The organism is Bacillus sp. FSL M8-0049, assembly GCF_038593355.1.
Classification (GTDB): Bacteria; Bacillota; Bacilli; order Bacillales; family Bacillaceae; genus Bacillus; species Bacillus safensis.
In genome coordinates, this window is record NZ_CP151986.1 from 1,381,604 (window position 1) to 1,406,566 (window position 24,963).

Here is a 24,963-nt window from a genome sequence, read left to right on the forward strand (position 1 = left end):
GTGCAGATTGCTTACTTTTGTCAATTCTTCAAGATACGTTCCGTCTGATGAATGGAGCTTTCATAGGTGATTTGTCTTGTTTTTACTCAAAATAAAAAGCCTTCTACATATAGAATGTAAAAGGCTTTTAACTAATTTTATGATTGCACGTTTAATTTTCTTTTTAATGTAAATCCTGTACCCATGAAAATCATGGCGAACACGATACTAAAACATATACCCAGTATGTTTTTTTCTGCAAGAGATACCCCAATAAACGCCATACTGACAACTGCAAGTAATGCACATAATAATAGAAGCCATTTGATTTGTTTCATTTGTCTCCATCCCTTTTTTTAGAGTTAATATAAGTTTACAGAAAAACGATCGGCATTTAAAGGGGATTGTGATATAATATGAAAGTTATCTAATTATTTTAGGAGATGAAAATGTGAAACTTCGAAAAGACCTTCGCAACATCGCAATTATTGCCCACGTTGACCATGGTAAAACGACGCTTGTTGACCAATTGCTCCATCAAGCTGGTACTTTCCGTGCGAATGAAAATATCGCTGAGAGAGCCATGGATTCAAATGATTTAGAGCGAGAGCGCGGTATTACGATTTTAGCTAAAAATACTGCGATCCATTATAAAGATACACGCATTAATATTTTAGATACACCAGGACACGCCGATTTCGGTGGTGAAGTTGAGCGTATCATGAAAATGGTAGATGGTGTACTCCTCGTTGTGGATGCTTATGAAGGCTGTATGCCTCAAACACGCTTTGTGCTGAAAAAAGCACTTGAGCAAAACTTAACACCAATCGTTGTCGTCAATAAAATTGACCGCGACTTTGCTCGTCCGGCTGAAGTAGTTGATGAAGTGATCGACTTGTTCATTGAATTGGATGCAACAGAAGAACAGCTTGAATTCCCAGTTGTCTATGCATCAGCAATCAATGGTACAGCAAGTAACGATGCGAGCAAGCAAGATGAAAACATGGAATCTTTGTTTGAAGCCATTGTGAACCATATTCCTTGCCCAGTTGATAACCATGAAGAGCCGCTTCAATTCCAAGTGGCACTACTTGATTACAATGATTATGTTGGCAGAATTGGAATTGGCCGTGTATTCAGAGGAACAATGCAAGTAGGACAGCAGGTAGCCTTGATGAAAGTCGACGGCACTGTGAAACAATTCCGAGTAACAAAGATCTTTGGTTTCCAAGGGTTAAAACGAGTGGAAATCAACGAAGCGAAAGCGGGAGATCTTGTCGCTGTATCTGGAATGGAAGACATCAACGTAGGTGAAACGGTTTGTCCGGTAGAACACCAAGAAGCACTTCCAATCCTTCGTATTGATGAGCCGACACTTCAAATGACGTTTGTTGTAAACAACAGCCCATTTGCAGGCCGTGAAGGAAAATACGTGACATCACGTAAAATTGAAGAGCGTTTAGAGCAGCAGCTTCAAACAGACGTCAGTCTTCGTGTGGATCCAACTGATTCACCTGATGCTTGGGTTGTTTCTGGACGCGGAGAGCTTCACTTATCCATTCTCATTGAGAATATGAGACGTGAAGGTTTTGAATTACAAGTATCGAAGCCAGAAGTTATTGTAAAAGAAGTTGATGGTGTTCGATGTGAGCCTGTAGAGCGCGTTCAAATTGATGTACCAGAAGAGCATACTGGCTCTGTTATGGAATCAATGGGTGCAAGAAAAGGTGAAATGATTGACATGATCAATAATGGTAACGGTCAAGTTCGCCTGATCTTTACAGTGCCATCACGTGGTTTAATTGGTTATACAACTGAATTTCTTTCATTAACTCGTGGTTTTGGTATTTTGAACCATACGTTTGACAGCTACCAGCCAATGCAGTCTGGTCAAGTTGGCGGACGCCGTCAAGGTGTACTTGTTTCAATGGAAACAGGTAAAGCGACTGCTTACGGAATCCAAGGTGTTGAAGAGCGCGGTGTGATCTTCGTTGAGCCGGGTACTGAAGTATACCAAGGGATGATTGTTGGGGAGCATAATCGTGAGAATGACCTTGTTGTAAACGTAAGCCGTATGAAACAACAAACAAACGTACGTTCAGCGACGAAAGATCAAACGGTTAGCATGAAAAAACCTCGTATTATGTCACTTGAGGAATCTCTTGAGTACTTGAATGAAGACGAATACTGTGAGGTTACACCTGAATCAATTCGTCTTAGAAAGAAAATTTTAGACAAAAACGAACGTGAGAAAGCAGCGAAGAAGAAAAAGCTAGCAGGATTATCTTAATTCCATGAAGAATTAAAAAGATAGAACCCTGAAAGATAAGGGGAGGGAATCTTTTTGAATGATCAGGAAGTAAGTGAAAATCTATCCTTTTTCGCGATGCTGTTTCGTGTCGATGAAAATCCGCAAACAGGGATGTGGCTCCTATATGGCACCATCCTTGTTTTAGCGATTATTGTTTTTAAGCTCGGCTTTGCAAGACGTTTACCGATTTTAAAAGCGCTCGTGATTTATTTGTTTTTGATTTTTGGCTGCACGTTTCTCACATTTCTAGGTATCTTCCTTCCAGTAGCGGAAGGACTGGTTGTGGCAGCTGCCATTTTGATTATTTATAAAATACGGCTGCATCGTGCGAAAAAAGAAGGAACAGTTAATACGTAAAAAAAGACCTGAACATGTGTCAGGTCTTTTTTTATGTCTTTTGTTCTTTCTTTCCTTTTTTCTTCTTTTTCTCTTTCGTCGCAGGATCCTGATAAAGAGAGAATCTGCCAGTTTTGATGCGGGCTTCAGTCTTTATTTTAATGCGTTCTTGGCAGTCATCGCACATATATGTATGAATTGGCCGGTTTCTTAACCGTTTAGCAACAAGTGTATCATCATCAATGGTTTCAAGCTTTTCACATAATGAGCACTTCACTCTCATCATTTTCACCTCACTTTATTGCATTTATTATAGCATGTTTTCCAGCTACTTAAAATCAGCGTAGAAAAAGGCTTATATCACAGGAGATATAAGCCGTTCTCATTATTTCTTCTGATTCATATGATGGTTTGATTGGTCGTTTTGATTTTTTTCTAACTGCTTTTGATCCTGTTCTTTGAGCTGATTATTCGGATCATTTGTCGGGTCTTTTTCGTTACGCTCGATCTCATTTCTCGGCATCTCTGGCATCACGCGGCCGACAATGGCAGCCAGTTCGTCCATAATACCGCTTACCGGACGGCCTGCTTGGATTTCTTTGCCCATTTCTTTTAAACGGCTGACTGTATCTGGATCAGCAACCACAACAGCATTTGCACCTTCAGGGTCATTTCTCAGCGCTTTTGCAACTGAATATTTAATGGTTTCTACTTTGCTTCTATCTAAATCATCTTTTACATCAATACCAACAACAGCATAGCGGCCGATGACAATTGCCGTTGCATCATTGACATCTGCTACATGCTCTGTCACATTGACAAGATGCTGCGCAACATCTGTAGATGGGCGGGCTTGATTTGTCTTTTTCTTGGATGAGTCTGACACCCGTACTAAGTGCTGGCGTCCATCTTGCTTGTCCAGCGCTTCTGGCTTTTCCTGCTGCTGGCAAGCGCCTAACAGAATGATCGTTTGAATCATGAATAATGTTAAAAATAGTCGCATCTAAATTCCCTCCTTCACAAACTGCATGATTTATTTTATTGTTGAATTAACCTTCTAACTTTATTCATGAAAACATATATTTTAACAATCGTTTTGGGAAAGACAAGGATGAATGAAACCCCGATCAGGAGGCGAAGGACCTGAGTAAAATTTATGTATTAGACACAAATGTCTTATTACAGGATCCGAATTCAATCTTTTCATTTGAAGACAACGAAGTCGTCATTCCGGCCGTTGTGTTAGAAGAAGTAGACTCGAAAAAGAGATACATGGACGAGGTTGGGCAAAACGCCCGGCGCGTCTCACGGTTAATCGACGGTTTGAGATCGAAAGGGAAACTGCATGAAAAAATTACGCTAGAGTCAAAAGGGACGCTGCGCATCGAGCTGAATCATCGCTCTTTCCATGAGCTTCAAGAAATCTTTATTGAAAAAACGAACGATAATCGGATTTTAGCGGTCGCGAAAAATTTGAGCTTAGAGGAAGAAACAAAGCCTCACGGCCGGCCTGTCATTTTGGTCAGTAAGGATGTCTTAGTCAGGGTAAAGGCAGATGCGATAGGTCTTCAGGCAGAGGACTTCTTAAGTGACCGTGTGCTGCAAAACGAAGACATTGATAACGGCTATCATGAGCTCTATATTCCGACCGAGCAATTGAATACATTTTATAAGCAAAGTCAATTGCCGATAAAAGAGGTCACAAGTGCACCATTAAACCCTCATCAATTTGTCATTATGAAGGGGAATGAAGGCGGTTCTGCTTTAGGAATGCTTGATCAAAAGGCAGAGCACGTGAAACGCCTCATTTATGATCAAGAGCATGTTTGGGGAATCCGTCCGAAAAATGTTCAGCAGACGATGGCCCTAGAGCTGCTATTGCGCCGTGATATTCCGCTTGTGACATTGATCGGAAAAGCGGGTACTGGTAAAACACTGCTTGCACTTGCTGCCGGATTAATGCAGACAGAGGATCTCGGCATGTTTAAAAAACTGATCGTAGCCCGTTCCATTGTTCCTGTCGGCAAGGATTTAGGCTACTTGCCAGGTGAAAAGGAAGAGAAACTCAGACCATGGATGCAGCCGATTTATGACAACCTGGAATTTTTATTTAATACAAAAAAACCTGGTGAACTTGATGCGATTTTGGCGGGTATTGGTTCTATTCAAGTCGAAGCTTTAACGTATATCCGCGGAAGAAGTATCCCTGATCAATTTATTATCATTGATGAGGCGCAGAATTTAACGAAACACGAGGTGAAAACATTATTAACGCGCGTCGGAGAGGGAAGTAAAATTGTGCTGATGGGGGACCCGGAGCAGATTGATCATCCTTATTTAGACAGCTTAAATAATGGGCTTACGTATGTCATTGAGCGGTTCAAAGGACAGCAAATATCTGGACATGTCAAGCTTGTCAAAGGAGAAAGGTCTGGACTTGCACAGCTTGCAGCTGATTTGCTGTAGTCCAGACCCTCTGTCTTATGTAATGATGAGCTCTTTGACACCTTTTATCGGCTGAGTGAGGTTGGACTGATCTGCGAAATAAACGTGGATTGGTCCTTCTTCAGTCATCGGCTTCCCATTTTGGCTGAAGTGTGCAATGCTTTCCATTGCCTGAGAAAGCGGAACAGCAATTGTCTCTGTTTCTGTGACAAATTCGCATGTGTCTGCATGTTCAAGCGGTTCTGCATTTTTCAGCATATCACCCAGCTTCATTCCGAAGCTGCCTGTGACGAGTCTTTCCTTTTCGTACTTCTTCTCTGTTTTTAAAGTGGGTGGAAGTGTTTGACCTTCTCTGATCACCCGCTCTTGGTCAAGCTCCTGATCCAGCTGATTTTCTTCATTTGCTGCGCTGTTTTCAAAAAATGAATCCATTAAAAATTTGCGGTCATCAAAAATCCATACACTTGGATCAATGGTGATCTTGTACTTTACGTTCCCCTTAATTTGAATGATACTCATGTTCAAGACAACCCCTTTCCACCATAAATTATAGAAGTTTTCTCCTGCTTTGTCACTTTCATAAACATGCTTCTCCTTGTACACACTAATCGTACATGAAACATAGGGAGGATATTGGGCATGGCATGTCGCGACAATGAAGAGCTTCAGCGATTTGTAGAAGAAGCAAAAAAAGTGGCCAAAGATGGCAAAGTAGCATCCTATATTCCCGCTCTTGCCAAAGCGGATCAGACGGATTTATCTGTGGCTGTGTACCATGTGAGTAATACTTGCCACTCGGCAGGAGATGTAGATAAACGCTTTACCCTGCAAAGTATTTCTAAAGTATTAGCCCTTGCGCTCGTACTCTCAGAAGAAGGGCCAAAAAAAGTCTTTCAATTTGTTGGACAAGAGCCTACAGGTGATCCGTTTAATTCAATGATTAAGCTGGAAACAGCAAGTCCGAATAAGCCGCTAAATCCAATGATTAATGCAGGAGCGCTTGCAGTCACAAGCTTAATAAGAGGAGCGACTCCGCAAGATCAGCTGAACCGCCTTCTTGGCTTTATTAGAGAGCTCGCAAATGATAAAAGCATTACATACTGCAAAGAGACAGCGGCATCCGAATTTGAGACATCGATGATTAACCGGGCTATGTGCTATTATATGAAGCAATATCATATTATTAGAGGGAACGTAGAAGAGGTCATGGACGTGTATACGAAACAATGCGCCATCATGATGAACAGCTTAGATTTGGCGAAAATTGCTTGTGTTTTTTCATTAGATGGCAGACATCCAGAGACGGGCCAGCAAATTCTTTCAAAAGATGTCGCTAGAATTTGTAAAACCTTTATGGTGACGTGCGGCATGTATAATGCAAGCGGGGAATTTGCCATTAATATCGGCATACCTGCTAAAAGCGGTGTTTCAGGCGGGATTATGGGAGCGGCACCATATGATTTTGGGATCGGAATTTTCGGTCCTGCCCTGGATGAAAAAGGGAATAGTATTGCTGGGATTAAGCTGCTTGAGCTCATGAGTGAAAAATATGAGATGAGTATCTTTTAATGTGGAATGTCTTCTTTTTATTTTTACAAAGCGAACTGTACAAATCTGCTTGCAATTTTGGGCGTTTCGCTTTATGATAAATAGAAGAATTAGGTACTCGCCTGGGGAACGGAGGGATACTTTTGGCGTCAGAAATTTTAGTCGATCATCGGCAAAAAGCACTGGCTTTATTAAAATTGGATGCAGATAAAATTTTAAAATTGATCCAAGTGCAAATGGACAACTTAACGATGCCGCAATGTCCTCTTTATGAAGAGGTTTTAGATACTCAAATGTTCGGATTATCGAGGGAGATTGATTTTGCTGTCCGGCTTGGATTAGTTGATCAACATGAAGGCAAGAAACTACTCGATAAACTTGAGAGAGAGCTTTCCGCACTTCATGATGCGTTCACAAAAAAATAACGATTGAAAACTCAAACTTCCACAACATAGGTTTGAGTTTTTTTGTCCTCTCATTTCTTTTGATGGATTGACGGCAAACGGACTTGATTCTTTCATGAATGACGAACAATATAAAAGAGGTAAAACGGGATCAAACGGAGAAAATGTAGTAGAATAAGAACAGCTAAGAAGATATCAAGCAGTAGAAACAGACGTTAGGAAGAGGATTATATGTTAAAGAGAATGCTAAAATCGTATGACTACTCATTATTGTTCGCCATCATCTTAATCAGCGCATTCGGTTTGGTTATGGTATATAGCTCAAGTATGATTACATCTGTTATCAGATACGATGCCGCGCCAGATAACTTTTTTAAGAAACAGCTCTTATTTATGATTGTTGGAGCAGCCATCTTAATCTTTACAGCATTAGTTCCATATCAGCTGTTTTCAAATAAGAAATTCCAGATTGGTATGCTGCTGATTTCAGTTTTTTCCCTCATCTATGTGTACTTTCTCGGTCATGTTGCAGGGAACGCAAGAAGCTGGATCAAATTAGGCCCTTTTAGTCTTCAGCCAGCTGAATTTGTGAAGATTGTCGTCATCATCTATCTTGCTGCGGTCTATGCCAAAAAGCAGCATTATATTGATCATATTTTAAGAGGTGTCACGCCTCCAATCGTGATTGTCTCTATCCTGTGCGGATTTATCATTTTGCAGCCAGACTATGGGACAGCCTTTATTATTGGCATGATTGCCCTTGCGATGATTTTATGCTCAGGCTTTAGCGGCAAAACGCTTGCCAAGCTGCTGGCGCTATTTAGTGCAGTGATGGTCGTCGTGACCCCGTTTATTATTCTTTTTTGGGATAAAATTTTCACGCAAAATCGTCTCGGACGTTTTGAGAGTTTCCAAGATCCATTTAAAGATGCAGGGGCTACTGGGCATCAATTGATTAATTCATATTATGCGATTGGATCAGGCGGCTTTTTTGGACTCGGTCTAGGGGAAAGTGTTCAAAAGTACGGGTATCTTCCAGAACCGCACACAGATTTTATCATGGCAATTATCTCAGAAGAGCTTGGTTTTTTCGGCGTGTTTTTTGTTCTCGCTCTTCTTGGTTTCATCGTCGTGAAAGGTTTTTATATTGCGAGAAAGTGTGAAGATCCGTTTGGAAGTTTGCTTGCAATAGGAATTTCCTCCATGATTGCGATCCAAACTTGTATCAATTTAGGCGGTGTTTCAGGTCTTATTCCAATTACTGGGGTGACACTTCCGTTTATCAGCTACGGGGGATCGTCTATCATTTTACTTAGCATCTGTATGGGAATGCTGCTGAATATCAGCATGTTTACTGAATATAAAGAGCGTTATAAAAAGAAAAAATCAATGAGCAAACCATCGGTTGAAAAAAATGGATTGCAGAAAACTTTGAATCTTTAGAAAACAAAAGTGTACAGTTTTCATTTCTTCCTTTATTATAGAGTACATATAAAATTTTAAGGGATATGGAGGAGTGAGAATGTCACAGAGAACAATTCAAAAGGTTCTAGTTGCAAACAGAGGGGAAATCGCTATCAGAGTCTTCAGGGCCTGTACGGAGCTCAACTTACGTACAGTAGCCATTTATTCCAAAGAAGACTCGGGCTCTTATCATCGCTATAAAGCTGATGAAGCATATCTAGTTGGAGAAGGGAAGAAACCGATTGATGCCTACCTCGATATCGAGGGGATCATCGAAATTGCAAAACGAAATGACGTGGATGCGATTCATCCAGGCTACGGATTTTTATCCGAAAACATTCATTTTGCAAGACGATGCGAAGAGGAAGGCATTCAATTTATCGGTCCAACTTCTCAGCATTTAGATATGTTTGGAGATAAAGTAAAGGCGAGAGATGAAGCGAAAAAAGCTGGTATTCCAGTCATTCCAGGAAGTGACGGACCAGTTGATTCGGTCGAAGAAGTCGAAAAATTCGGTGAAGAATACGGTTACCCGTTTATTATTAAAGCTTCACTAGGCGGCGGCGGCCGGGGTATGCGCATTGTCAGATCAAAAGAAGAGCTGAAGGAAGCCTATGACCGTGCGAAGTCAGAGGCAAAAGCTGCTTTTGGAAATGACGAAGTATACGTTGAAAAGCTGATTGAAAATCCAAAACATATTGAAGTGCAGGTGATTGGAGACAATCACGGCAATATCATTCATTTATATGAGCGTGACTGCTCTGTTCAAAGGCGGCATCAAAAGGTCATTGAAGTGGCGCCAAGTGTGTCTCTAACAGATCAATTGCGTGAAGATATTTGCGAAGCAGCTGTCCAGCTGGCCAAGAATGTATCGTACATTAATGCAGGGACTGTAGAATTCCTTGTTGCAAATGGAGAGTTTTACTTTATTGAAGTCAATCCAAGGGTGCAGGTAGAACACACGATTACAGAAATGATCACAGGTGTCGATATCGTTCAAACCCAAATTCTTGTTGCAAAGGGGCATAACCTTCACAGCAAAGAAGTTGGTATTCCAAAGCAAGAAGATATCTTTACACACGGCTTTGCCATTCAATCAAGGGTCACAACAGAAGATCCTTTAAATGACTTTATGCCAGACACAGGAAAAATTATGGCCTACCGCTCAGGTGGGGGATTTGGTGTACGTCTTGATACAGGGAACAGCTTCCAAGGTGCGGTCATTACACCTTATTACGACTCACTATTGGTCAAGCTGTCTACATGGGCGCTCACGTTTGATCAAGCGGCTGCTAAAATGGTCCGAAATTTACAAGAATTCAGGATTCGCGGGATTAAAACTAACATCCCATTTCTTGAAAATGTGGCTAAGCATGAGAAGTTCCTAAAAGGGGAATACGATACATCATTTATCGACTCAACGCCAGAGCTATTTAATTTCCCTAAGCAAAAAGACCGCGGAACGAAGATGCTGACTTATATTGGTAACGTTACCATTAATGGGTTCCCGGGTATTGCGGAGAAAAAGAAGCCTCATTTTGACAAGCCAGACGTACCGAAGCTTCCTCTTAATCAAGAGATTCCGTCTGGGACAAAACAATTGTTAGATACGCATGGACCTGAGGGACTTGCCAACTGGGTAAAAGAACAAAATAACGTCCTTTTAACTGACACAACCTTTAGAGATGCGCATCAGTCTCTGCTTGCGACACGCTTCAGAACACATGATTTAAAGAAAGTTGCCCAGCCGACAGCAGGTTTATGGCCAGAGCTGTTTAGTATGGAAATGTGGGGCGGTGCTACATTTGATGTTGCGTACCGTTTCTTAAAAGAAGATCCTTGGGAACGATTGAAAGAGCTTCGTCAAGAAGTGCCAAACACGCTGTTCCAAATGCTGTTAAGATCATCAAATGCTGTCGGATATACAAACTATCCGGATAATGTGATCAAAGCATTTGTAAAAGAATCAGCCGAGGCAGGCATTGATGTGTTCCGTATTTTCGACAGCTTAAACTGGGTCAAAGGCATGACGCTTGCCATTGATTCTGTTCGGGAATCAGGCAAAGTGGCAGAGGCGGCGATTTGTTATACGGGAGATATTCTTGATCCATCTCGTCCAAAATATGATCTTGATTACTATGTATCTCTTGCAAAAGAGCTTGAATCTGCCGGCGCGCATATTTTAGGTATTAAAGATATGGCGGGGCTATTAAAACCGCAGGCAGCCTACGAGCTAGTCTCTGCTTTAAAAGATGAGCTTACGATCCCTATCCATCTTCATACGCATGACACGAGTGGAAATGGACTGTTCACCTATGCAAGAGCGATTGATGCAGGTGTTGATATTGTGGATGTTGCCGTCAGCTCTATGGCAGGACTCACATCGCAGCCAAGTGCAAGCTCACTTTATTATGCTTTAGATGGTCATGAAAGAAAGCCAGACATGAACGTCCAATCTGTCGAACGCCTTTCTCAATACTGGGATTCCGTCAGAAAATACTATCATGAATTTGAAAGCGGCATGAATTCGCCTCATACAGAAATTTATGAGCATGAAATGCCTGGCGGTCAATATAGTAACTTGCAGCAGCAGGCGAAAGGTGTCGGTCTTGGCGAGCGCTGGAATGAAGTAAAGGAAATGTACAGACGTGTGAATGACATGTTTGGTGATATTGTAAAGGTAACACCATCCTCTAAAGTAGTTGGAGATATGGCACTTTATATGGTGCAAAATGATCTAACAGAAGAAGATGTTTATGAAAAAGGCGCAACACTAGACTTCCCGGATTCTGTTGTGGAATTATTTAAAGGCTATTTAGGCCAGCCGCATGGCGGATTCCCAGAAAAGCTGCAAAAGCTGATTTTAAAAGGGGAAGAGCCTCTTACTGTCAGACCTGGTGAGAAGCTGAAGCCAGTGGACTTTGAAGACATTAAGAAGCAGTTCAAAGAATCTCATGACCTGACGTTAACAGAGCAAGACGCAATTGCGTATGCCTTATATCCGAAAGTCTTTTCTGAATTTGTCCAAACAGCAGAAAGCTATGGTGACATCTCTGTTCTTGATACACCAACGTTCTTCTACGGGATGAGGCTTGGAGAAGAGATTGAGGTAGAAATCGAAAAAGGAAAAACCCTGATTGTCAAACTCGTATCAATTGGTGAACCGAATCCAGATGCCACAAGAGTTCTTTACTTTGAGTTAAATGGCCAGCCGCGTGAAGTGGTGATTAAGGATGAAAGCATCAAATCCTCCGTTCAAGAAAAAATGAAGGCGGACCGTTCAAATCCAAATCACATCGCCGCATCGATGCCAGGCACTGTCATCAAAGTACTCGTGGAAAAAGGGCAGAAAATTTCACAAGGTGAGCATTTGATGATCAATGAAGCCATGAAAATGGAAACGACTGTACAAGCACCATTTTCTGCGGTCGTAGATGAAATACATGTGACAAATGGAGAACCGATTCAAACCGGTGATCTGTTAATCGTATTAAAGCCTGAATAAGAAGTGAGACACATCCACCGTGATGTGTCTTTTTTGAGCGCATTAAAATGTGCAGCAGCCAGTGAGAGTGATTACACTATAGAGTGAGGTGAAGAAAGTTGGACAACATTGTTGTGATTTGGTTTCGCCGGGATATGCGATTAGATGATCATATCGCCTTGTCAAAAGCGATCACATATGCAAAAAAACACGAGTACAAATTATTTGCTCTTTATCATCTAGATCCATTTTTTACTGAAATGGACCTCGATTTAAACAACGAACATTTTTTTCAAAGCTTGGCGCATTTTATCAAGAAAGCAAGAGAATCTCAAATGTATGTTCATCTTCTCTATGGCGATGTCTTGCGTGCCTTTCAGCAAGTTATCGATGTGTATGACATCAAAGCTGTCTTTTTTAATGAAGATCAAGTGGGAATCGGTCAAAAGCGTGACCATCAAGTAACCGATTTTTTAGAAAAGAAGGGCATTCATGTATCAAAATGGCAAGATACACACCTTCACGGGGCGCAAGATATTTTAAAAAGGGATGGCACTCATTATCAAGTGTTTACTCCATACTATCAATCATGGCGAAAGCAAGAGAAGCAGCCTGTGATAAAAGTTGACAAATCATTTCTCAATAGCGCTCATACGATTTGTGATGAGTCACTTTCACACAAAGGGAATGACAAACTGCGCAGTCTAATCATGAGATGCTCAAGAAAATTTGATCAAATCGGCTCACACAAAGCGATGAACACGCTGCAAGACTTTATCCAAAAAAGACTAACACGTTACCATGAAAAACGAGATATTCCATCTGTTTTTGGAACGAGTAAGCTGTCACGTTTCTTAAAAACAGGGACCATCTCAATTCGAACGATCTTTCATGCGATTCATGAGGAGGGGCTGTTTGACGACGAGGGCAGAGAAACCTTTATCAAAGAGCTGGCGTGGCGAGATTTTTACCATATGATTTATGCTCATTATCCAGAGATGAAAGAAAAAGAAATCAATTCAGCATTTCAAGGAATGAAATGGAATGAAGATGAGACGCTGTTTGAAGCATGGTGTAAGGGTGAAACAGGCTTTCCTCTCGTTGATGCAGGGATGAGACAATTAAATGAGGAGGGCTGGATGCATAATCGTTTAAGAATGGTTACCGCTTCATTTTTAACAAAGGACTATTTGATTGATTGGAGAAAGGGAGAAGCGTATTTTGCAAAAAAGCTTGTGGATTATGATGAGGCTTCGAATATTGGAGGATTTCAGTGGGCAGCTTCTGTTGGGACAGATGCCGTGCCGTACTTCCGTATTTTTAACCCAACGACCCAGTCGAAGCGGTTTGATCCAAGCGGGGAATATATTAGAAGATATGTACCAGAGCTAGAGCATGTTGAGGAAAAATGGATTCATGAACCAAGTAAAATGCCGGTAGATGAACAACTGAAATCGAGCTGTGTGCTGGGTGATACATACCCGCTGCCGACAGTTGATCACAAGGAAAGACGCAAAAAAGCCATCTCGCTATTCGAAGAAGCAAAACGACAATAAAGAATCCCCCTCTCTACATGAAAGGGGGATACAATTTTTATCTAAATGGCTCTTTGCTTTCATATTTAAACCGGGCAATAAGTAAGCAGAAGTAGCATAGCACCCCAAACAAACAAGAAATAAAGAATGAATGAGCCAGCGCGTAACCAAGTGCAAGCTGAGAATAAACAGACATCACACCTGAAATGGCTTGAAGTGTAATGAGAATGGCTGAAATGATCCATCCATAATACAGCTGCTTCTGTTCTTTATAATGTTTCAGGGCATGGAACATAGCGACAAATATCCAGACGAATAAAAGAAGTGCTGCTGCTCGGTGAGACATTTGAACCCACTGATTAAAATACGCTGGAAGCGCACCGTCTTTTGAACAAAACGGGAAGACAGAACAAGCAAGGCTTGACTTTGTATGTCTCACATAAGCGCCCGTATATACCACGATATACGTATACGTGATCAACCCATAAATATGGAACTGCATTTTTTTGCCGATATGAAGCGGCTTCACAAGCTTTGTTTCAGATCTGGTTGCTTCAAAGACAAGAAGTGCAAGCAGTAATACTGAAGCAAATGAAATGAGTGAAATACCGAAGTGCAGTGCCATCACAAGTGCGTTAGAACCAAATACGACGGCAAGAGCTCCTAACAGCGCTTGAAGCATTAAAAATATAATGGACATGATGACCAAAAATTTGGTTTCACGGAATACTGGACTAATTTTTTTCCAGCATAAGACCGCCAGTGCCAGAACAAGAATGGTGGAAACCCCTGTTGACATGCGGTGACTCCATTCGATGATGGAAGCGGGGTTCATTTCAGGAAAGAAACGACCGTGGCAAAGGGGCCACTGTCTACCGCAGCCAAGACCCGAACCGGTTTTCGTCACAAGCGCACCGCCAATCAGCACGATCAGCATCACAAACGTTGTGATCACGCTCAATAGCCTTAAAGCAAATTTCATCAAATTATTTCACCTTCTCTAAAAAACTTCTGATGTAAATGAAAACCTCACATGCTCTCAAGTTTAAGCCAAATGCGTGTTCTGTTGCAATTCATAATGACCAAAGTTCACAAAAAAATGATATGTTAGTTCACAAAGTTTACAGATTTAGAGTGCTTGATCTTTCTTTGACAGTCTGATAGAAATAGAGGAGAGAATATTTCATTTTGCACCGCCTTCTGAAACACACATATATCCTAATAAATTCACGAAAAGTTCACAAATAACTTCAAGTTTGTCGTTTATTATTTAATAGGATGTTTTTTTACAGCTGTTTATCTTGTATGATAGAGTTGTAATGATTTTACGTGTCATTCGTTCGTTTGAAGGTTTGGGCAAGGGAGGTTATACACATTGGCAAATTCCAAAACAGCCGCGGAAGCAGCTATTCATGGACAAATAGAAGAAACAACAGCGTGGAAAGATTTTCTTGCTCTGATTAAAATGGGCATCGTCAATTCCAATTTCATTACGACATTTACTGGAATGTGGCTTGCTTTTTATTTTACAGGTATGAGTTTTCTTGGAAATCTTGATATTGTGCTGTTAACAATGATTGGTTCTTCTCTTATTATTGCCGGTTCATGCGCAATTAATAATGCGTTTGACCGTGATATTGATATATTAATGGAAAGAACAAAAACAAGACCGACGGTTACAGGTAAAATTCAGCCGGGGCAAGCGTATGCATTTGGCATTCTGCTTGTTGTATTAGGACTCATTATGCTTCTGATGACAACCATTACATCAGCAGTGATTGGATTTATTGGAGTCTTTACTTATGCGGTTCTTTACACCATGTGGTCTAAACGCCATTACACGATCAATACAGTTATCGGAAGTGTATCTGGCGCGGTTCCGCCATTAATCGGCTGGACAGCTGTCACAGGTACAATCGACACAACGGCTTGGGTTTTGTTTATGATTATGTTCATTTGGCAAATCCCGCACTTCCTGTCACTTGCGATTAAGAAAACGGAAGATTACCGTAAGGCGGGCATTCCAATGCTGCCAGTTGTTTACGGCTTTGAAGTCACAAAACGCCAGATCATCATTTGGACAGCATGTCTTCTACCGCTTCCATTTTTCTTAGGTGGATTAGGATGGCCGATTGTCGCACTTGGTACATTGCTTAATATTGGATGGCTTGTTATTGGCCTTATGGGCTTTAAAATGAAAGACATCATGAAGTGGTCGACGCTCATGTTCGTTTATTCATTAAACTACTTAACCATCTTTTTCGTAGCGATGATTATTATTACACTATTCTAGAGTGAAATACACTTTGATCACATCAAAACAAAGGCTATATCTTATAACACAACATTTTCTAACAACTATGAAAGCCGCCTGATATTCAGTTCTATTTAGGCGGCTTTCTGTTTATACATAGATGGTATTTTGAGTAAAAACATCATTTTTTTATGAAAAGAGGAAATGTAAGTGCTTTTATAAGAGGCGGGGGTTATAGATGGGTGAGAAGTGATTTTATAAATAAGAGGTAAAAAGCGAAAGGCAAAGGAGATCAAGCAAAAGGGGTTGGGACAAATTATGATAAGAAAATGGCGTGTTTATTCACTGTTTCTCTTACTGACGCTCGTTTTGGCGGGCTGTGGTGAACCATACTTATCAACACTCAAGCCAGTTGGGGAAGTAGCAGATAAACAGTTTTTCCTAACGGTACTGAGTACACTTATTATGGTTCTTGTCGTCATTGTTGTATCGATCATTTTCTTTTACGTCATCATTAAATTCAAACGTTCTAAAGTGGGAGAAGATACGATTCCAAAGCAGGTGGAAGGGAACCGCAACTTGGAAATCACATGGACAGCGATTCCGATTCTTCTACTCATTATTCTCGTTGTACCTGTTGTTGCATACACGCTTGAACTAGGGGACACAAGCGCTATGGATAAGAAAAAACGAGATCCTGAAAAGACACTTGTTGTTAATGTAAGGGCCAGCTTATATTGGTGGGAATTTGAATACCCTGATTATGGGATTGTCACAAGTCAGGAATTGATCGTACCAACAGATCAAAAGGTGTATTTTAAGCTGAAAGCATCCGATGTCAAACACTCATTCTGGATTCCATCGGCTGGCGGTAAAATTGATACAAACACAGATAATGAGAACAAATTTTACTTAATCTTTGACTCGAAACGAACGAAAGATGCAGGGGAATATTTCTACGGGAAATGTGCGGAGCTTTGCGGGCCGTCACATGCTTTAATGGACTTTAAAGTTAAAACGCTTTCTCAAGATGAGTTCTTAGGATGGACGAAAAAAATGGCTGATTACAAGAAGCCTGAATCCACAAAGGATCTCGCTTTAGAGGGTGAAAAGCTATTTAAAGAGAAAAACTGCTTAAGCTGTCACGCAGTAGAGCCTGGTGACAAGCGGCCGGAAGCAGCAAGGACAGCACCAAACCTTGCGACCTTCGGAGAGCGAACGAAAGTAGCTGGAATCAAAGACATGAACAAAGAAAATGTGAAAGCATGGCTGAAAGATCCGGAAAGCTTTAAACCAGGTAATAAAATGACAGGAACGTACCCTAAATTAAATGACTCAGAAGCAGATGCACTTTACGAGTATTTAAAAGGTCTTAAAATCGAGTAACGCCTAGAGCAGATATTCAAGAGGGTATGGACATCTATATGAAAAGGGGCAAATGGGAGATAAGAGGGGGATTTCATGGTGAGTACAATAGCTAAAAAGCGGGGGTTTGGCGCTGTCTTATGGGATTACTTGACAACGGTTGACCACAAAAAAATTGCCATATTATATTTAGTGGCAGGGGGATTTTTCTTTTTGGTTGGCGGGATAGAAGCGATGTTTATCCGTATTCAGCTAGCCATCCCTGAAAGTGATTTTGTCAGTGCAGGGGTTTACAATGAAATCATGACGATGCATGGAACGACAATGATTTTCCTTGCAGCTATGCCGCTTTTATTTGCATTAATGAATGCGGTTGTACCAATTCAAATTGGTGCACGTGACGTAGCATTTCCGTTTGTGAATTCACTTGGTTTTTGGTTATTCTTTTTCGGAGGAATTTTCTTAAACCTTGGATGGTTTATGGGCGGAGCACCTGATGCTGGCTGGACTGCATACGCTTCGCTCACGCTGAATTCAGAAGGGCATGGAATGGATTTCTATATTTTAGGTTTGCAGATTGCGGGTATTGGTACGCTGATTGCCGGGATTAACTTTCTTGCAACGATTATTAATATGAGAGCGCCTGGCATGACGTATATGAGAATGCCGCTCTTTACTTGGACGACATTTGTCGCCTCTGCACTTATTTTATTCGCATTCCCGCCGCTGACAGCAGGGCTTGCGATGCTGATGCTTGATAGAATGTTTGACACGAGCTTTTTCAATCCAGAGCTTGGAGGAAATACAATCATCTGGGAGCATTTGTTCTGGATTTTCGGACACCCGGAAGTATATATCTTGATCCTGCCGGCATTCGGGATCTTCTCTGAGATCATTCCGGTGTTTGCAAGAAAAAGATTGTTTGGTTACTCGTCCATGGTGTTCGCTACTGTATTGATTGGTTTCCTTGGATTCATGGTATGGGCGCATCACATGTTCACTACGGGGCTTGGACCTATCGCCAATGCGATCTTTGCTGTAGCGACCATGGCAATTGCGGTGCCAACAGGAATTAAAGTATTCAACTGGCTGCTCACGATATGGGGCGGTAATGTGAAGTTTACAACGCCGATGCTTTATTCTGTTGCCTTTATTCCGTCGTTCTTACTTGGCGGGGTAACTGGGGTCATGCTTGCGGCAGCTGCAGCGGATTATCAGTTCCATGATACGTATTTTGTTGTGGCGCATTTCCATTACGTCATTATCGGCGGGGTTGTATTCGGTATTCTAGCAGGTGTGCATTACTGGTGGCCGAAGATGTTTGGGAAAATACTGAATGAGAAGCTTGGAAAAATTGGCTTTGTGCTGTTTTTCATCGGTTTCCATTTAACTTTCTTTATCCAGCATTTTCTCGGTCTATGGGGCATGCCGCGCCGGGTCTTTACATTCCTGCCAGGTCAGGGTCTCGAGCTTGGGAACTTGATCAGTACGATTGGGGCACTGTTTATGTTTGTAGCTGTTGTGATCATGCTGATTAATATCATCTGGACAACAGCCAAAGGGGAGCGTGTATCGAGCGATCCTTGGGGAGATGGAAGAACACTTGAATGGGCAGTGTCTTCGCCTCCGCCAGAATATAACTTTAAACAGCTTCCGCTTGTCAGAGGACTAGATCCATTATGGATTGAAAAAATGGATGGTAAAAAAGGAATGACAGCATCTGAACCGCTCGATGATATTCACATGCCGAATAACTCCATCTTGCCTGTCATCATCTCATTCGGTCTATTTGTGTCAGCGTTTGGTTTCATGTATCGTCAAGAGCACAGCTGGGGGCTTCCGGTGATCTTCATTGGTCTTGGCATTACGTTTGCGACCATGCTGGTTAGGTCTCTGAAAGATGATCATGGATACCATATTCACAAAGAAGATTTGACTGACGACGATGATAAAGGGGTGAAAGCATAATGGAACCACAAAAAATGACGGCGGAAACCTTTCCGGCTTCTCCTGAGAAGGCCACGTTAGAAGGGAAGAATAAGTTTGTCGGGTTCTGGCTGTTTCTTGGAGGAGAAACCGTTCTGTTTGCATCGCTTTTCGCCACTTATTTGGCGCTGAAAAACTCAAATGCAGGCGGAGCAAAAACAACTGATATGTTTGACCTCACACTTGTCTTTATTGCCACAATGCTTCTATTAACGAGCAGTTTAACGAGTGTGTATGCCATGTATCATATGAAAAACTTTGCATTTAAAAAGATGCAGCTTTGGCTTGGTATCACAGTCCTTTTAGGTGCTGGATTTTTAGGGGTTGAGATTTATGAGTTTTATCACTATGTGCATGCGTATGAGTTTACGATTACCAGCTCAGCTCTTGGTTCTTCCTTCTATACACTTGTAGGAACTCACGGAGCTCACGTTGCCTTCGGACTTTGCTGGATTACCGCTCTTATGATTCGAAATATGAGACGCGGACTTGATTTATACAATGCGCCGAAATATTATGTGGCAAGTCTCTATTGGCACTTCATTGATGTTGTGTGGGTCTTCATCTTTACCGTTGTATATTTAATGGGAATGGTGGGATAAGAATGGGAAATAAAAACACAAATCAGTCCAAAGTCGATCTTGTATATCGTAAAAAGAAAAATGCCGAGGAAATGAAGCATCAGCTCATTTCCTTCGGCTTGATGATTGGATTAACATTTGTTGCGTTTTTAACGATCGCCTCAGAAGACGTTGGAAATTGGTTCGCAGTACCATTTATTTTACTGCTTGCAGGCATTCAGGTAGCTTTTCAGCTTTATTATTTTATGCACATGAACCAAAAAGGGCATGAAACACCCGCCTTGTTTCTATACTCAGGTGTGTTTGTTGCGTTTATTACCGTATTAGCCTTTTTGACCATTATATGGTGGTAAACCCGCTTTGCCCTTGAAGGAGGCGCAGCAATGGAGAACTTAGAAATATTCGGATTTCGGGCATTATGGAGCCCTTATTATTTGACTTGTATTGTGATAGCAGCTGCTCTTTATCTGCTTCTTGTGACAAAGGGAAAGCACCGTGCGACGGTGAAAGAGAAAACGTTATTTCTGACGGGGCTTGTTCTGTTATATGCTGTGAAAGGGAGCCCAATTGATTTAATGGGGCATATTATGTTTAGTGCACATATGGCGCAAATGGCGGTGCTGTACTTAGTCATTCCGCCTCTCCTTATTACAGGATTGCCTCCAGCCATATGGGAGCGGATCATTCAAACACCAGGTATTCAAGCTGTTTTCCGTTTGTTTTCCAAACCTTTAATTGCGCTGCTTGGATTTAACGGCTTGTTTTCGCTGTATCACATTCCGCTTGTGTTTGATTTTGTGAAAACAGATCCGTTTTACCACGCATTGATGACGGTGGTTATTTTTATCGCTGCCTTTTTCATGTGGTGGCCGCTTGTCCATAAAGTCCAAAGTCAGCCGCAGATCACAGGCATTTTGAAGCTTGGATATATCATGGCAGACGGGATATTGATGACTCCGGCCTGTGCACTCATCATGTTTAGTGAGGCACCGATCTATGCAACCTATTCAGATGCAGGCGCATGGATACAAGCACTGCATTTATGTGTGCCAAGTGATATGCTTGCAGGCCTTGCTCTCACTGGCCCTGATATGTTCCACACATTGCCGCTGCTAGAGGACCAGCAGCTAGGTGCCATTTTAATGAAAATTATTCAGGAGATTGTGTACGGCTCTATTCTTGCTGTTGTCTTCTTTGACTGGGCAAGAAAAGAAAGAGCGAAAGATGCCGTACCAGATGCGCTTATTCCGAAATATGAATAAAAAAAGCACAGCCATCTGGCTGTGCTTTCATCGTATGAGGAAAAGGGCTAAAAAATCATTTTAGCTCTTTGTTTTATGCTTCAGCCGTCATGGCTTCTAGTTTTTCCTTCAGCTGTGCAAGTGTTTTTTTGCTCGATTGGATGAGAGACTTAGGGAATTCTTCGCCTTCGCCGTATTCAACGCCATGTGGATAATAGTGTTTTCCAAGTAATGGTGTTAGAAGCTGAATGTGTGCCTTTTTGGCACCGACATCTCCTTCAGTAGCGTAGCCGGAAATCCGTAAATAAAAGGTTCCCTCTACCATGCTGTACTTTCTGTCGTATGTCACACGCTCATAATCCCATTGATCGGCTCGTACAAATCCTTCGCTTTCCATAATGAAATCTAATTTATTTAAGTCAGCTGATACCTCTTCAATCCCCGTACCTTCAAACTTCACCCAAAACCCCTCCTTATAAAATTTCCCTTTACTGACAATCATAGTATGAAAGCGTTAAACTTTCAACTGTGAAAGGTATGTTCTTTTATAAGCTGGTTACAGTAATAAAGAAAATAACGGATGGAGGAATCAACGTGAAAACGAAAAAAATCAAAGATATTATGACAAAAAAAGTAGTGACATGTCAGCAAGATGACAATACGTATGAAGCAGCAGTCAAAATGAGAGATGCTGATATCGGTGCCATTCCAGTGGTTGACGGAGATCAGCTCGTTGGGATAGTGACAGACCGTGACCTTGTGCTTAGAGGCATTGCAGAAAAAAAGCCAAACTCACAGGAAGTGGGCTCGCTGATGACAAAGGAAGTACTAACAGCTGAAGAAGATGCAACACTTGAAGAAATTGTCCGGCTCATGTCAGAGCATCAGCTCCGCCGCATTCCTGTTGTAAAAAACGGCGCATTAACAGGGATTGTCGCTCTAGGTGATTTATCAGTCGAAGATTTATCAAATGATCGCGCGGGAGAGGCACTGACAGAAATCTCTCAACAGGATCAAGATCATGGACAAGGATTTCTTCATTAAGAGGGGCATATTTTAAATTCGTGTTAAATAGGCTGTATTGTCGTTGATAAATGGAGCAAGTTTTGTTTAAATGACAGTAGAAGGTACTTTTTGTACCTTGCCAATTTAACGGAGGTGTTTATTTGAAAACTGTGCTCAAAACACTCCTCATCCTCCTGATTATATCTGGAACATACGTTCTGTTTATTCAATATGGATCTTCACCAGAAAAAGAAAACAGCAATGAACCGAAGGTGTCTAATGAAGAAACATCTAGCGATAAGCCGATCAACATCCCAAAAAAGGGACTCATGTCCTTTATGGGGAAATCTTCAAACGAAGTGCTTAAACAGCTGGGAGAACCAGATCGCATTGATCCTTCCGCATATGATTATGACTGGTGGATTTACAACCAATCGAAGAAGCACTATATTCAAGTAGGGGTAAAGGATAGTAAAGTGGTGACCTTGTTTGCAACAGGAGACGGACTGAATGTAGAACCGTTTAAAATCGGTCAAGCCACAAGTGAAGTATTTAAGAAAACACAAATTGCACCTTACATTCATGTAGAGGATGAACAAAATTCATACCGCTTTGAATTCTCAGAAGATGATATGAATACAAGACCCACTGTGAAAGTCGGAGATGATGTGTATGTTCAGCTTTACATGGATAAGTTTGAAAGCACCCTTTCAAGTATCAGGGCCTTCAACGCAGATACATTTGTGAAACAAAAGCCGTATGAGGTGGTCTATCGAGGTCAATTGATAGAACCTGAGGCGATATCAGGCGAAAAGTGGAAAGATATCGAAGCTTCCAGTCAAAAACAAATTTTTGATATGACCAATATTATCCGCCATAAGTACAACCTGCCGATCTTAAAGTGGGATGATGAAACCTCTGAAGTGGCCTTCATGCATAGTGAGGACATGAAAGAGAATCATTATTTCTCCCATGAATCTAAAAAATACGGTACGCTGAAAGACCGGTTAGAAAGAGGCGAGGTGGGCTTTCAGCTCGCAGGTGAAAACATTGCTTATAACTATGTCGATGGACCCGCAGCGGTAGAGGGCTGGCTCAATAGTGAAGGTCACAGGAAGGCATTATTAAATAAAGATTACACGCATCTTGGCGTAGGGGTAAAAGAAAAATATTACACCCAAAATTTCATCAAGAAAACATCTTAAACGAAAGCAGCTGCATGGTCGCAGCTGCTTTTTTGATGGTTAAAAAGAGGCTCACCAAAACAGATGCTGATGTATATAGTATAGTAGGCATTTGTATGGGGGGTGAGGATATGACAAACAAGCAAAAACAAACATCCATTGATGAATTTAAACAATTCGTCAGACGCCATCCGAAGTTAATTCAAGAAGTGCAATCGCAAGAAAAAAGCTGGCAAAGTGTATACGAGAATTGGGTCATGTTTGGTGAGGAAGATGAGATGTGGTCACCTTACCGGCAATCGAAATCTGAAGATGCGAAAGAAGAAAAAGCCTCTAAGCCAAGTGAAACAGGAAAAGCAGATTTTATGTCTAAAATGGTTTCTGCTGTGAAAAAAATGGACGCTGATCAAATGAATGAACAGATTAACAAAATGAGCCAGTCTATTTCCTCTTTACAAAGCTTACTCGGCCAATTTTCATCCAATGGTTCAAAGAAAGGTTCATCTGGAGGCAGTCAGCACCCATTCTCCTTCAGGAAAGATTAAGTGAAAGGGGATGCTTCTGGTGCGAAAAGAAGTACAGGAATTTGTCATGGCCGAAGAGGAGCGAATCAAATTCATAAGGCAGCGTCCTATCTGGTACAGACAGCTGACGCGGCATCCTGAAAATCTAACGTCCTTTGAATTAGATAAAATGAACTTTTACGAAAAAACCATTCCTCATCGTGTGAGTCAGTTGAGCAATAGCGTCCAAATGGCTGAAATGATGATTCAAATGTTCCAAGCAATGCGCAATCAAAATGGAGCCGGCTGAGGCTTTTTTTGAGTTGATTAAGATGTCTATTTCCTGAGCATCCTATAAAAGTAGATGAAAGGAGAATCAGATGATGAAATGGATGCTGTCAATAGGCGCATTGCTTTTTCTTGTTACCGGGTGTCAAAGTCAACATGGAGAAGAGCAAGTGATTAAGCAAGACCCAGCAGTACCAGTCATGCAGCAGGCCCAAAGCGAAATGAAGCAGCAAGGCTTTTTGAAATACAAAGTGCAAGGGTCATCTGTCTATATAGAAAGTACACTTCAAGATTTTCATCTTCAGCCAGAGCGTCTGAAAAAGAACGAGAAGGCGGGATATTTTACAGTGTATGTAGACGGGAAACGTGCAGGGAATGAGTATACCGCGGCATTTGTGGTCAAGCATCTTTCAAAAGGAAAGCATAAAATGACCGTTGTGCTGAATTCCCGTCATCCAGAATATAAACAGAAAAGAGAAACATGGGATGTATTTGTCACGTAAAAGCATTTTCTGATCCATAGGTTTCGTGGTAAACTATGAATTGGAGGTGCAACATTTATGTATGCGACAATCGAATCTGTGGAGCTCCAAGAGGAAGCAAATCAATTGGCTGCTATGATTCTTCAGTCGGAGGAGGCTGAACATTACCGCAACTGCTTTAAGCGTCTCCAGCAAGACGAAGAAGCCCAACAAATTATTGCCCATTTTACAAAAGTAAAAGAGCAGTATGAGGATGTGCAGCGGTTCGGCAAGTATCATCCGGACTATAGAACGATCTCAAAGGAAATGCGTGAGGTCAAAAGAAAGCTAGATCTTCACGATACAGTGGTTGATTTCAAAAAAGCAGAAACAGCGATTCAATCCATCTTAGATGAGATTAGTATTGAAATCGGTCAAGCTGTATCAGCATATATTAAAGTTCCAACAGGGAACCCATATTTTGATGGTCTATCATCATGCGGCGGCGGCTGTGGATCAGGTGGCAGCTGCGGCTGTAAAGTATCTTGACGAGACTTGAATGTCTCGTCTTTTACATAATGAATGAAAA

Annotated in this window: 26 protein-coding genes; 20 read left to right on the forward strand and 6 right to left on the reverse strand. The window is 41.5% G+C overall.

Features of this window, described 5'->3' with window-relative positions; genetic code table 11:
- Positions 1 to 137: 137 nt before the first annotated feature.
- The gene (locus NSU13_RS07090; RefSeq protein ID WP_034281645.1) at positions 138 to 317 is read right to left on the reverse strand and encodes a DUF5325 family protein; all 180 of its coding nucleotides are present in this window, start codon (positions 315 to 317) and stop codon (positions 138 to 140) included.
- A 113-nt stretch (positions 318 to 430) separates the two neighbouring features.
- Here NSU13_RS07090 and typA point away from each other — a divergent pair, with 113 nt between their 5' ends.
- Both typA and NSU13_RS07100 read left to right on the forward strand, forming a co-directional pair.
- On the forward strand, positions 431 to 2,269 hold the full coding sequence (gene typA, locus NSU13_RS07095) for a translational GTPase TypA (RefSeq protein ID WP_041084955.1): 1,839 nt from the start codon (positions 431 to 433) through the stop codon (positions 2,267 to 2,269).
- A gap of 54 nt (positions 2,270 to 2,323) precedes the next feature.
- Positions 2,324 to 2,647 (forward strand): YlaH-like family protein, encoded by a 324-nt coding sequence (locus NSU13_RS07100; protein ID WP_003210819.1) that lies wholly within the window; start codon positions 2,324 to 2,326, stop codon positions 2,645 to 2,647.
- Between the two features lie 31 nt (positions 2,648 to 2,678).
- On the opposite strand, the gene NSU13_RS07105 is transcribed toward NSU13_RS07100, so the two are convergent.
- Together NSU13_RS07105 and NSU13_RS07110 are read right to left on the reverse strand one after the other, a co-directional pair.
- On the reverse strand, positions 2,679 to 2,912 hold the full coding sequence (locus NSU13_RS07105; protein WP_223250959.1) for a YlaI family protein: 234 nt from the start codon (positions 2,910 to 2,912) through the stop codon (positions 2,679 to 2,681).
- 99 nt (positions 2,913 to 3,011) lie between these two features.
- On the reverse strand, positions 3,012 to 3,629 hold the full coding sequence (locus NSU13_RS07110) for a YhcN/YlaJ family sporulation lipoprotein (protein WP_034281647.1): 618 nt from the start codon (positions 3,627 to 3,629) through the stop codon (positions 3,012 to 3,014).
- Between the two features lie 140 nt (positions 3,630 to 3,769).
- Here NSU13_RS07110 and NSU13_RS07115 point away from each other — a divergent pair, with 140 nt between their 5' ends.
- On the forward strand, positions 3,770 to 5,092 hold the full coding sequence (locus NSU13_RS07115) for a PhoH family protein (protein ID WP_025092370.1): 1,323 nt from the start codon (positions 3,770 to 3,772) through the stop codon (positions 5,090 to 5,092).
- Between the two features lie 15 nt (positions 5,093 to 5,107).
- On the opposite strand, the gene NSU13_RS07120 is transcribed toward NSU13_RS07115, so the two are convergent.
- Positions 5,108 to 5,590: a hypothetical protein gene (locus tag NSU13_RS07120; RefSeq protein WP_034281650.1), complete on the reverse strand. Its 483-nt coding sequence runs from the start codon at positions 5,588 to 5,590 to the stop codon at positions 5,108 to 5,110.
- 120 nt (positions 5,591 to 5,710) lie between these two features.
- Between NSU13_RS07120 and glsA the strand changes: the two genes are divergently transcribed.
- The 5 genes from glsA (at position 5,711) to NSU13_RS07145 (ending at position 13,527) form a co-directional block, all read left to right on the forward strand.
- Positions 5,711 to 6,640, forward strand: coding sequence for a glutaminase A (glsA, locus tag NSU13_RS07125; RefSeq protein ID WP_034281651.1), 930 nt, complete (start codon positions 5,711 to 5,713; stop codon positions 6,638 to 6,640).
- A 122-nt stretch (positions 6,641 to 6,762) separates the two neighbouring features.
- Positions 6,763 to 7,044: a YlaN family protein gene (locus tag NSU13_RS07130; RefSeq protein ID WP_003212509.1), complete on the forward strand. Its 282-nt coding sequence runs from the start codon at positions 6,763 to 6,765 to the stop codon at positions 7,042 to 7,044.
- Positions 7,045 to 7,254: 210 nt separating this feature from the next.
- Complete coding sequence (gene ftsW / locus NSU13_RS07135; protein WP_046310843.1) at positions 7,255 to 8,466, forward strand: putative lipid II flippase FtsW; 1,212 nt, start codon at positions 7,255 to 7,257, stop codon at positions 8,464 to 8,466.
- A gap of 79 nt (positions 8,467 to 8,545) precedes the next feature.
- Positions 8,546 to 11,992, forward strand: a complete 3,447-nt coding sequence (gene pyc, locus NSU13_RS07140) for a pyruvate carboxylase (RefSeq protein WP_034281655.1) — start codon at positions 8,546 to 8,548, stop codon at positions 11,990 to 11,992.
- A gap of 98 nt (positions 11,993 to 12,090) precedes the next feature.
- On the forward strand, positions 12,091 to 13,527 hold the full coding sequence (locus NSU13_RS07145) for a deoxyribodipyrimidine photo-lyase (protein ID WP_328699063.1): 1,437 nt from the start codon (positions 12,091 to 12,093) through the stop codon (positions 13,525 to 13,527).
- 37 nt (positions 13,528 to 13,564) lie between these two features.
- Here NSU13_RS07145 and NSU13_RS07150 read toward each other — a convergent pair whose 3' ends face one another.
- Positions 13,565 to 14,488: a heme A synthase gene (locus NSU13_RS07150; protein WP_041118118.1), complete on the reverse strand. Its 924-nt coding sequence runs from the start codon at positions 14,486 to 14,488 to the stop codon at positions 13,565 to 13,567.
- Between the two features lie 393 nt (positions 14,489 to 14,881).
- On the opposite strand from NSU13_RS07150, the gene cyoE reads away from it, so the two are divergent.
- The 6 genes from cyoE to ctaG all read left to right on the forward strand — a co-directional run bounded on the left by cyoE (position 14,882) and on the right by ctaG (position 20,954).
- Positions 14,882 to 15,799, forward strand: a complete 918-nt coding sequence (cyoE, locus tag NSU13_RS07155) for a heme o synthase (protein WP_034281660.1) — start codon at positions 14,882 to 14,884, stop codon at positions 15,797 to 15,799.
- Between the two features lie 279 nt (positions 15,800 to 16,078).
- On the forward strand, positions 16,079 to 17,146 hold the full coding sequence (gene coxB, locus NSU13_RS07160) for a cytochrome c oxidase subunit II (RefSeq protein WP_342489962.1): 1,068 nt from the start codon (positions 16,079 to 16,081) through the stop codon (positions 17,144 to 17,146).
- Between the two features lie 75 nt (positions 17,147 to 17,221).
- On the forward strand, positions 17,222 to 19,093 hold the full coding sequence (gene ctaD, locus NSU13_RS07165; protein ID WP_034281664.1) for a cytochrome c oxidase subunit I: 1,872 nt from the start codon (positions 17,222 to 17,224) through the stop codon (positions 19,091 to 19,093).
- Positions 19,090 to 19,713 carry a cytochrome c oxidase subunit III gene (ctaE, locus tag NSU13_RS07170; RefSeq protein WP_087977219.1) on the forward strand — a complete coding sequence of 208 codons (624 nt, stop codon included), beginning with the start codon at positions 19,090 to 19,092 and terminating at the stop codon, positions 19,711 to 19,713. The genes ctaD and ctaE overlap by 4 nt, the downstream gene beginning before the upstream one ends.
- A 2-nt stretch (positions 19,714 to 19,715) precedes the next feature.
- Positions 19,716 to 20,045 carry a cytochrome c oxidase subunit IVB gene (gene ctaF / locus NSU13_RS07175; protein ID WP_024426910.1) on the forward strand — a complete coding sequence of 110 codons (330 nt, stop codon included), beginning with the start codon at positions 19,716 to 19,718 and terminating at the stop codon, positions 20,043 to 20,045.
- A 30-nt stretch (positions 20,046 to 20,075) separates the two neighbouring features.
- On the forward strand, positions 20,076 to 20,954 hold the full coding sequence (gene ctaG, locus NSU13_RS07180; RefSeq protein ID WP_034281665.1) for a cytochrome c oxidase assembly factor CtaG: 879 nt from the start codon (positions 20,076 to 20,078) through the stop codon (positions 20,952 to 20,954).
- Between the two features lie 73 nt (positions 20,955 to 21,027).
- Here the strand turns inward: ctaG and NSU13_RS07185 are convergent, their stop codons facing one another.
- Positions 21,028 to 21,393 (reverse strand): YugN family protein, encoded by a 366-nt coding sequence (locus tag NSU13_RS07185; RefSeq protein ID WP_024426911.1) that lies wholly within the window; start codon positions 21,391 to 21,393, stop codon positions 21,028 to 21,030.
- A 161-nt stretch (positions 21,394 to 21,554) separates the two neighbouring features.
- On the opposite strand from NSU13_RS07185, the gene NSU13_RS07190 reads away from it, so the two are divergent.
- The 6 genes from NSU13_RS07190 (at position 21,555) to NSU13_RS07215 (ending at position 24,923) form a co-directional block, all read left to right on the forward strand.
- Entirely contained in the window at positions 21,555 to 21,977 is a 423-nt protein-coding gene (locus tag NSU13_RS07190) for a CBS domain-containing protein (protein WP_029707658.1), read from the forward strand.
- Between the two features lie 122 nt (positions 21,978 to 22,099).
- On the forward strand, positions 22,100 to 23,143 hold the full coding sequence (locus NSU13_RS07195) for a CAP domain-containing protein (RefSeq protein WP_024426913.1): 1,044 nt from the start codon (positions 22,100 to 22,102) through the stop codon (positions 23,141 to 23,143).
- Between the two features lie 110 nt (positions 23,144 to 23,253).
- Entirely contained in the window at positions 23,254 to 23,667 is a 414-nt protein-coding gene (locus NSU13_RS07200) for a YlbD family protein (RefSeq protein WP_024426914.1), read from the forward strand.
- Positions 23,668 to 23,686: 19 nt separating this feature from the next.
- A complete protein-coding gene (locus tag NSU13_RS07205) occupies positions 23,687 to 23,935 on the forward strand; it encodes a YlbE-like family protein (protein WP_024424278.1) in 249 nt (82 codons plus the stop codon).
- Between the two features lie 73 nt (positions 23,936 to 24,008).
- Positions 24,009 to 24,416, forward strand: coding sequence for a hypothetical protein (locus NSU13_RS07210; protein WP_024426915.1), 408 nt, complete (start codon positions 24,009 to 24,011; stop codon positions 24,414 to 24,416).
- Positions 24,417 to 24,473: 57 nt separating this feature from the next.
- On the forward strand, positions 24,474 to 24,923 hold the full coding sequence (locus NSU13_RS07215; protein ID WP_007499807.1) for a YlbF family regulator: 450 nt from the start codon (positions 24,474 to 24,476) through the stop codon (positions 24,921 to 24,923).
- Positions 24,924 to 24,963 lie beyond the last annotated feature (40 nt).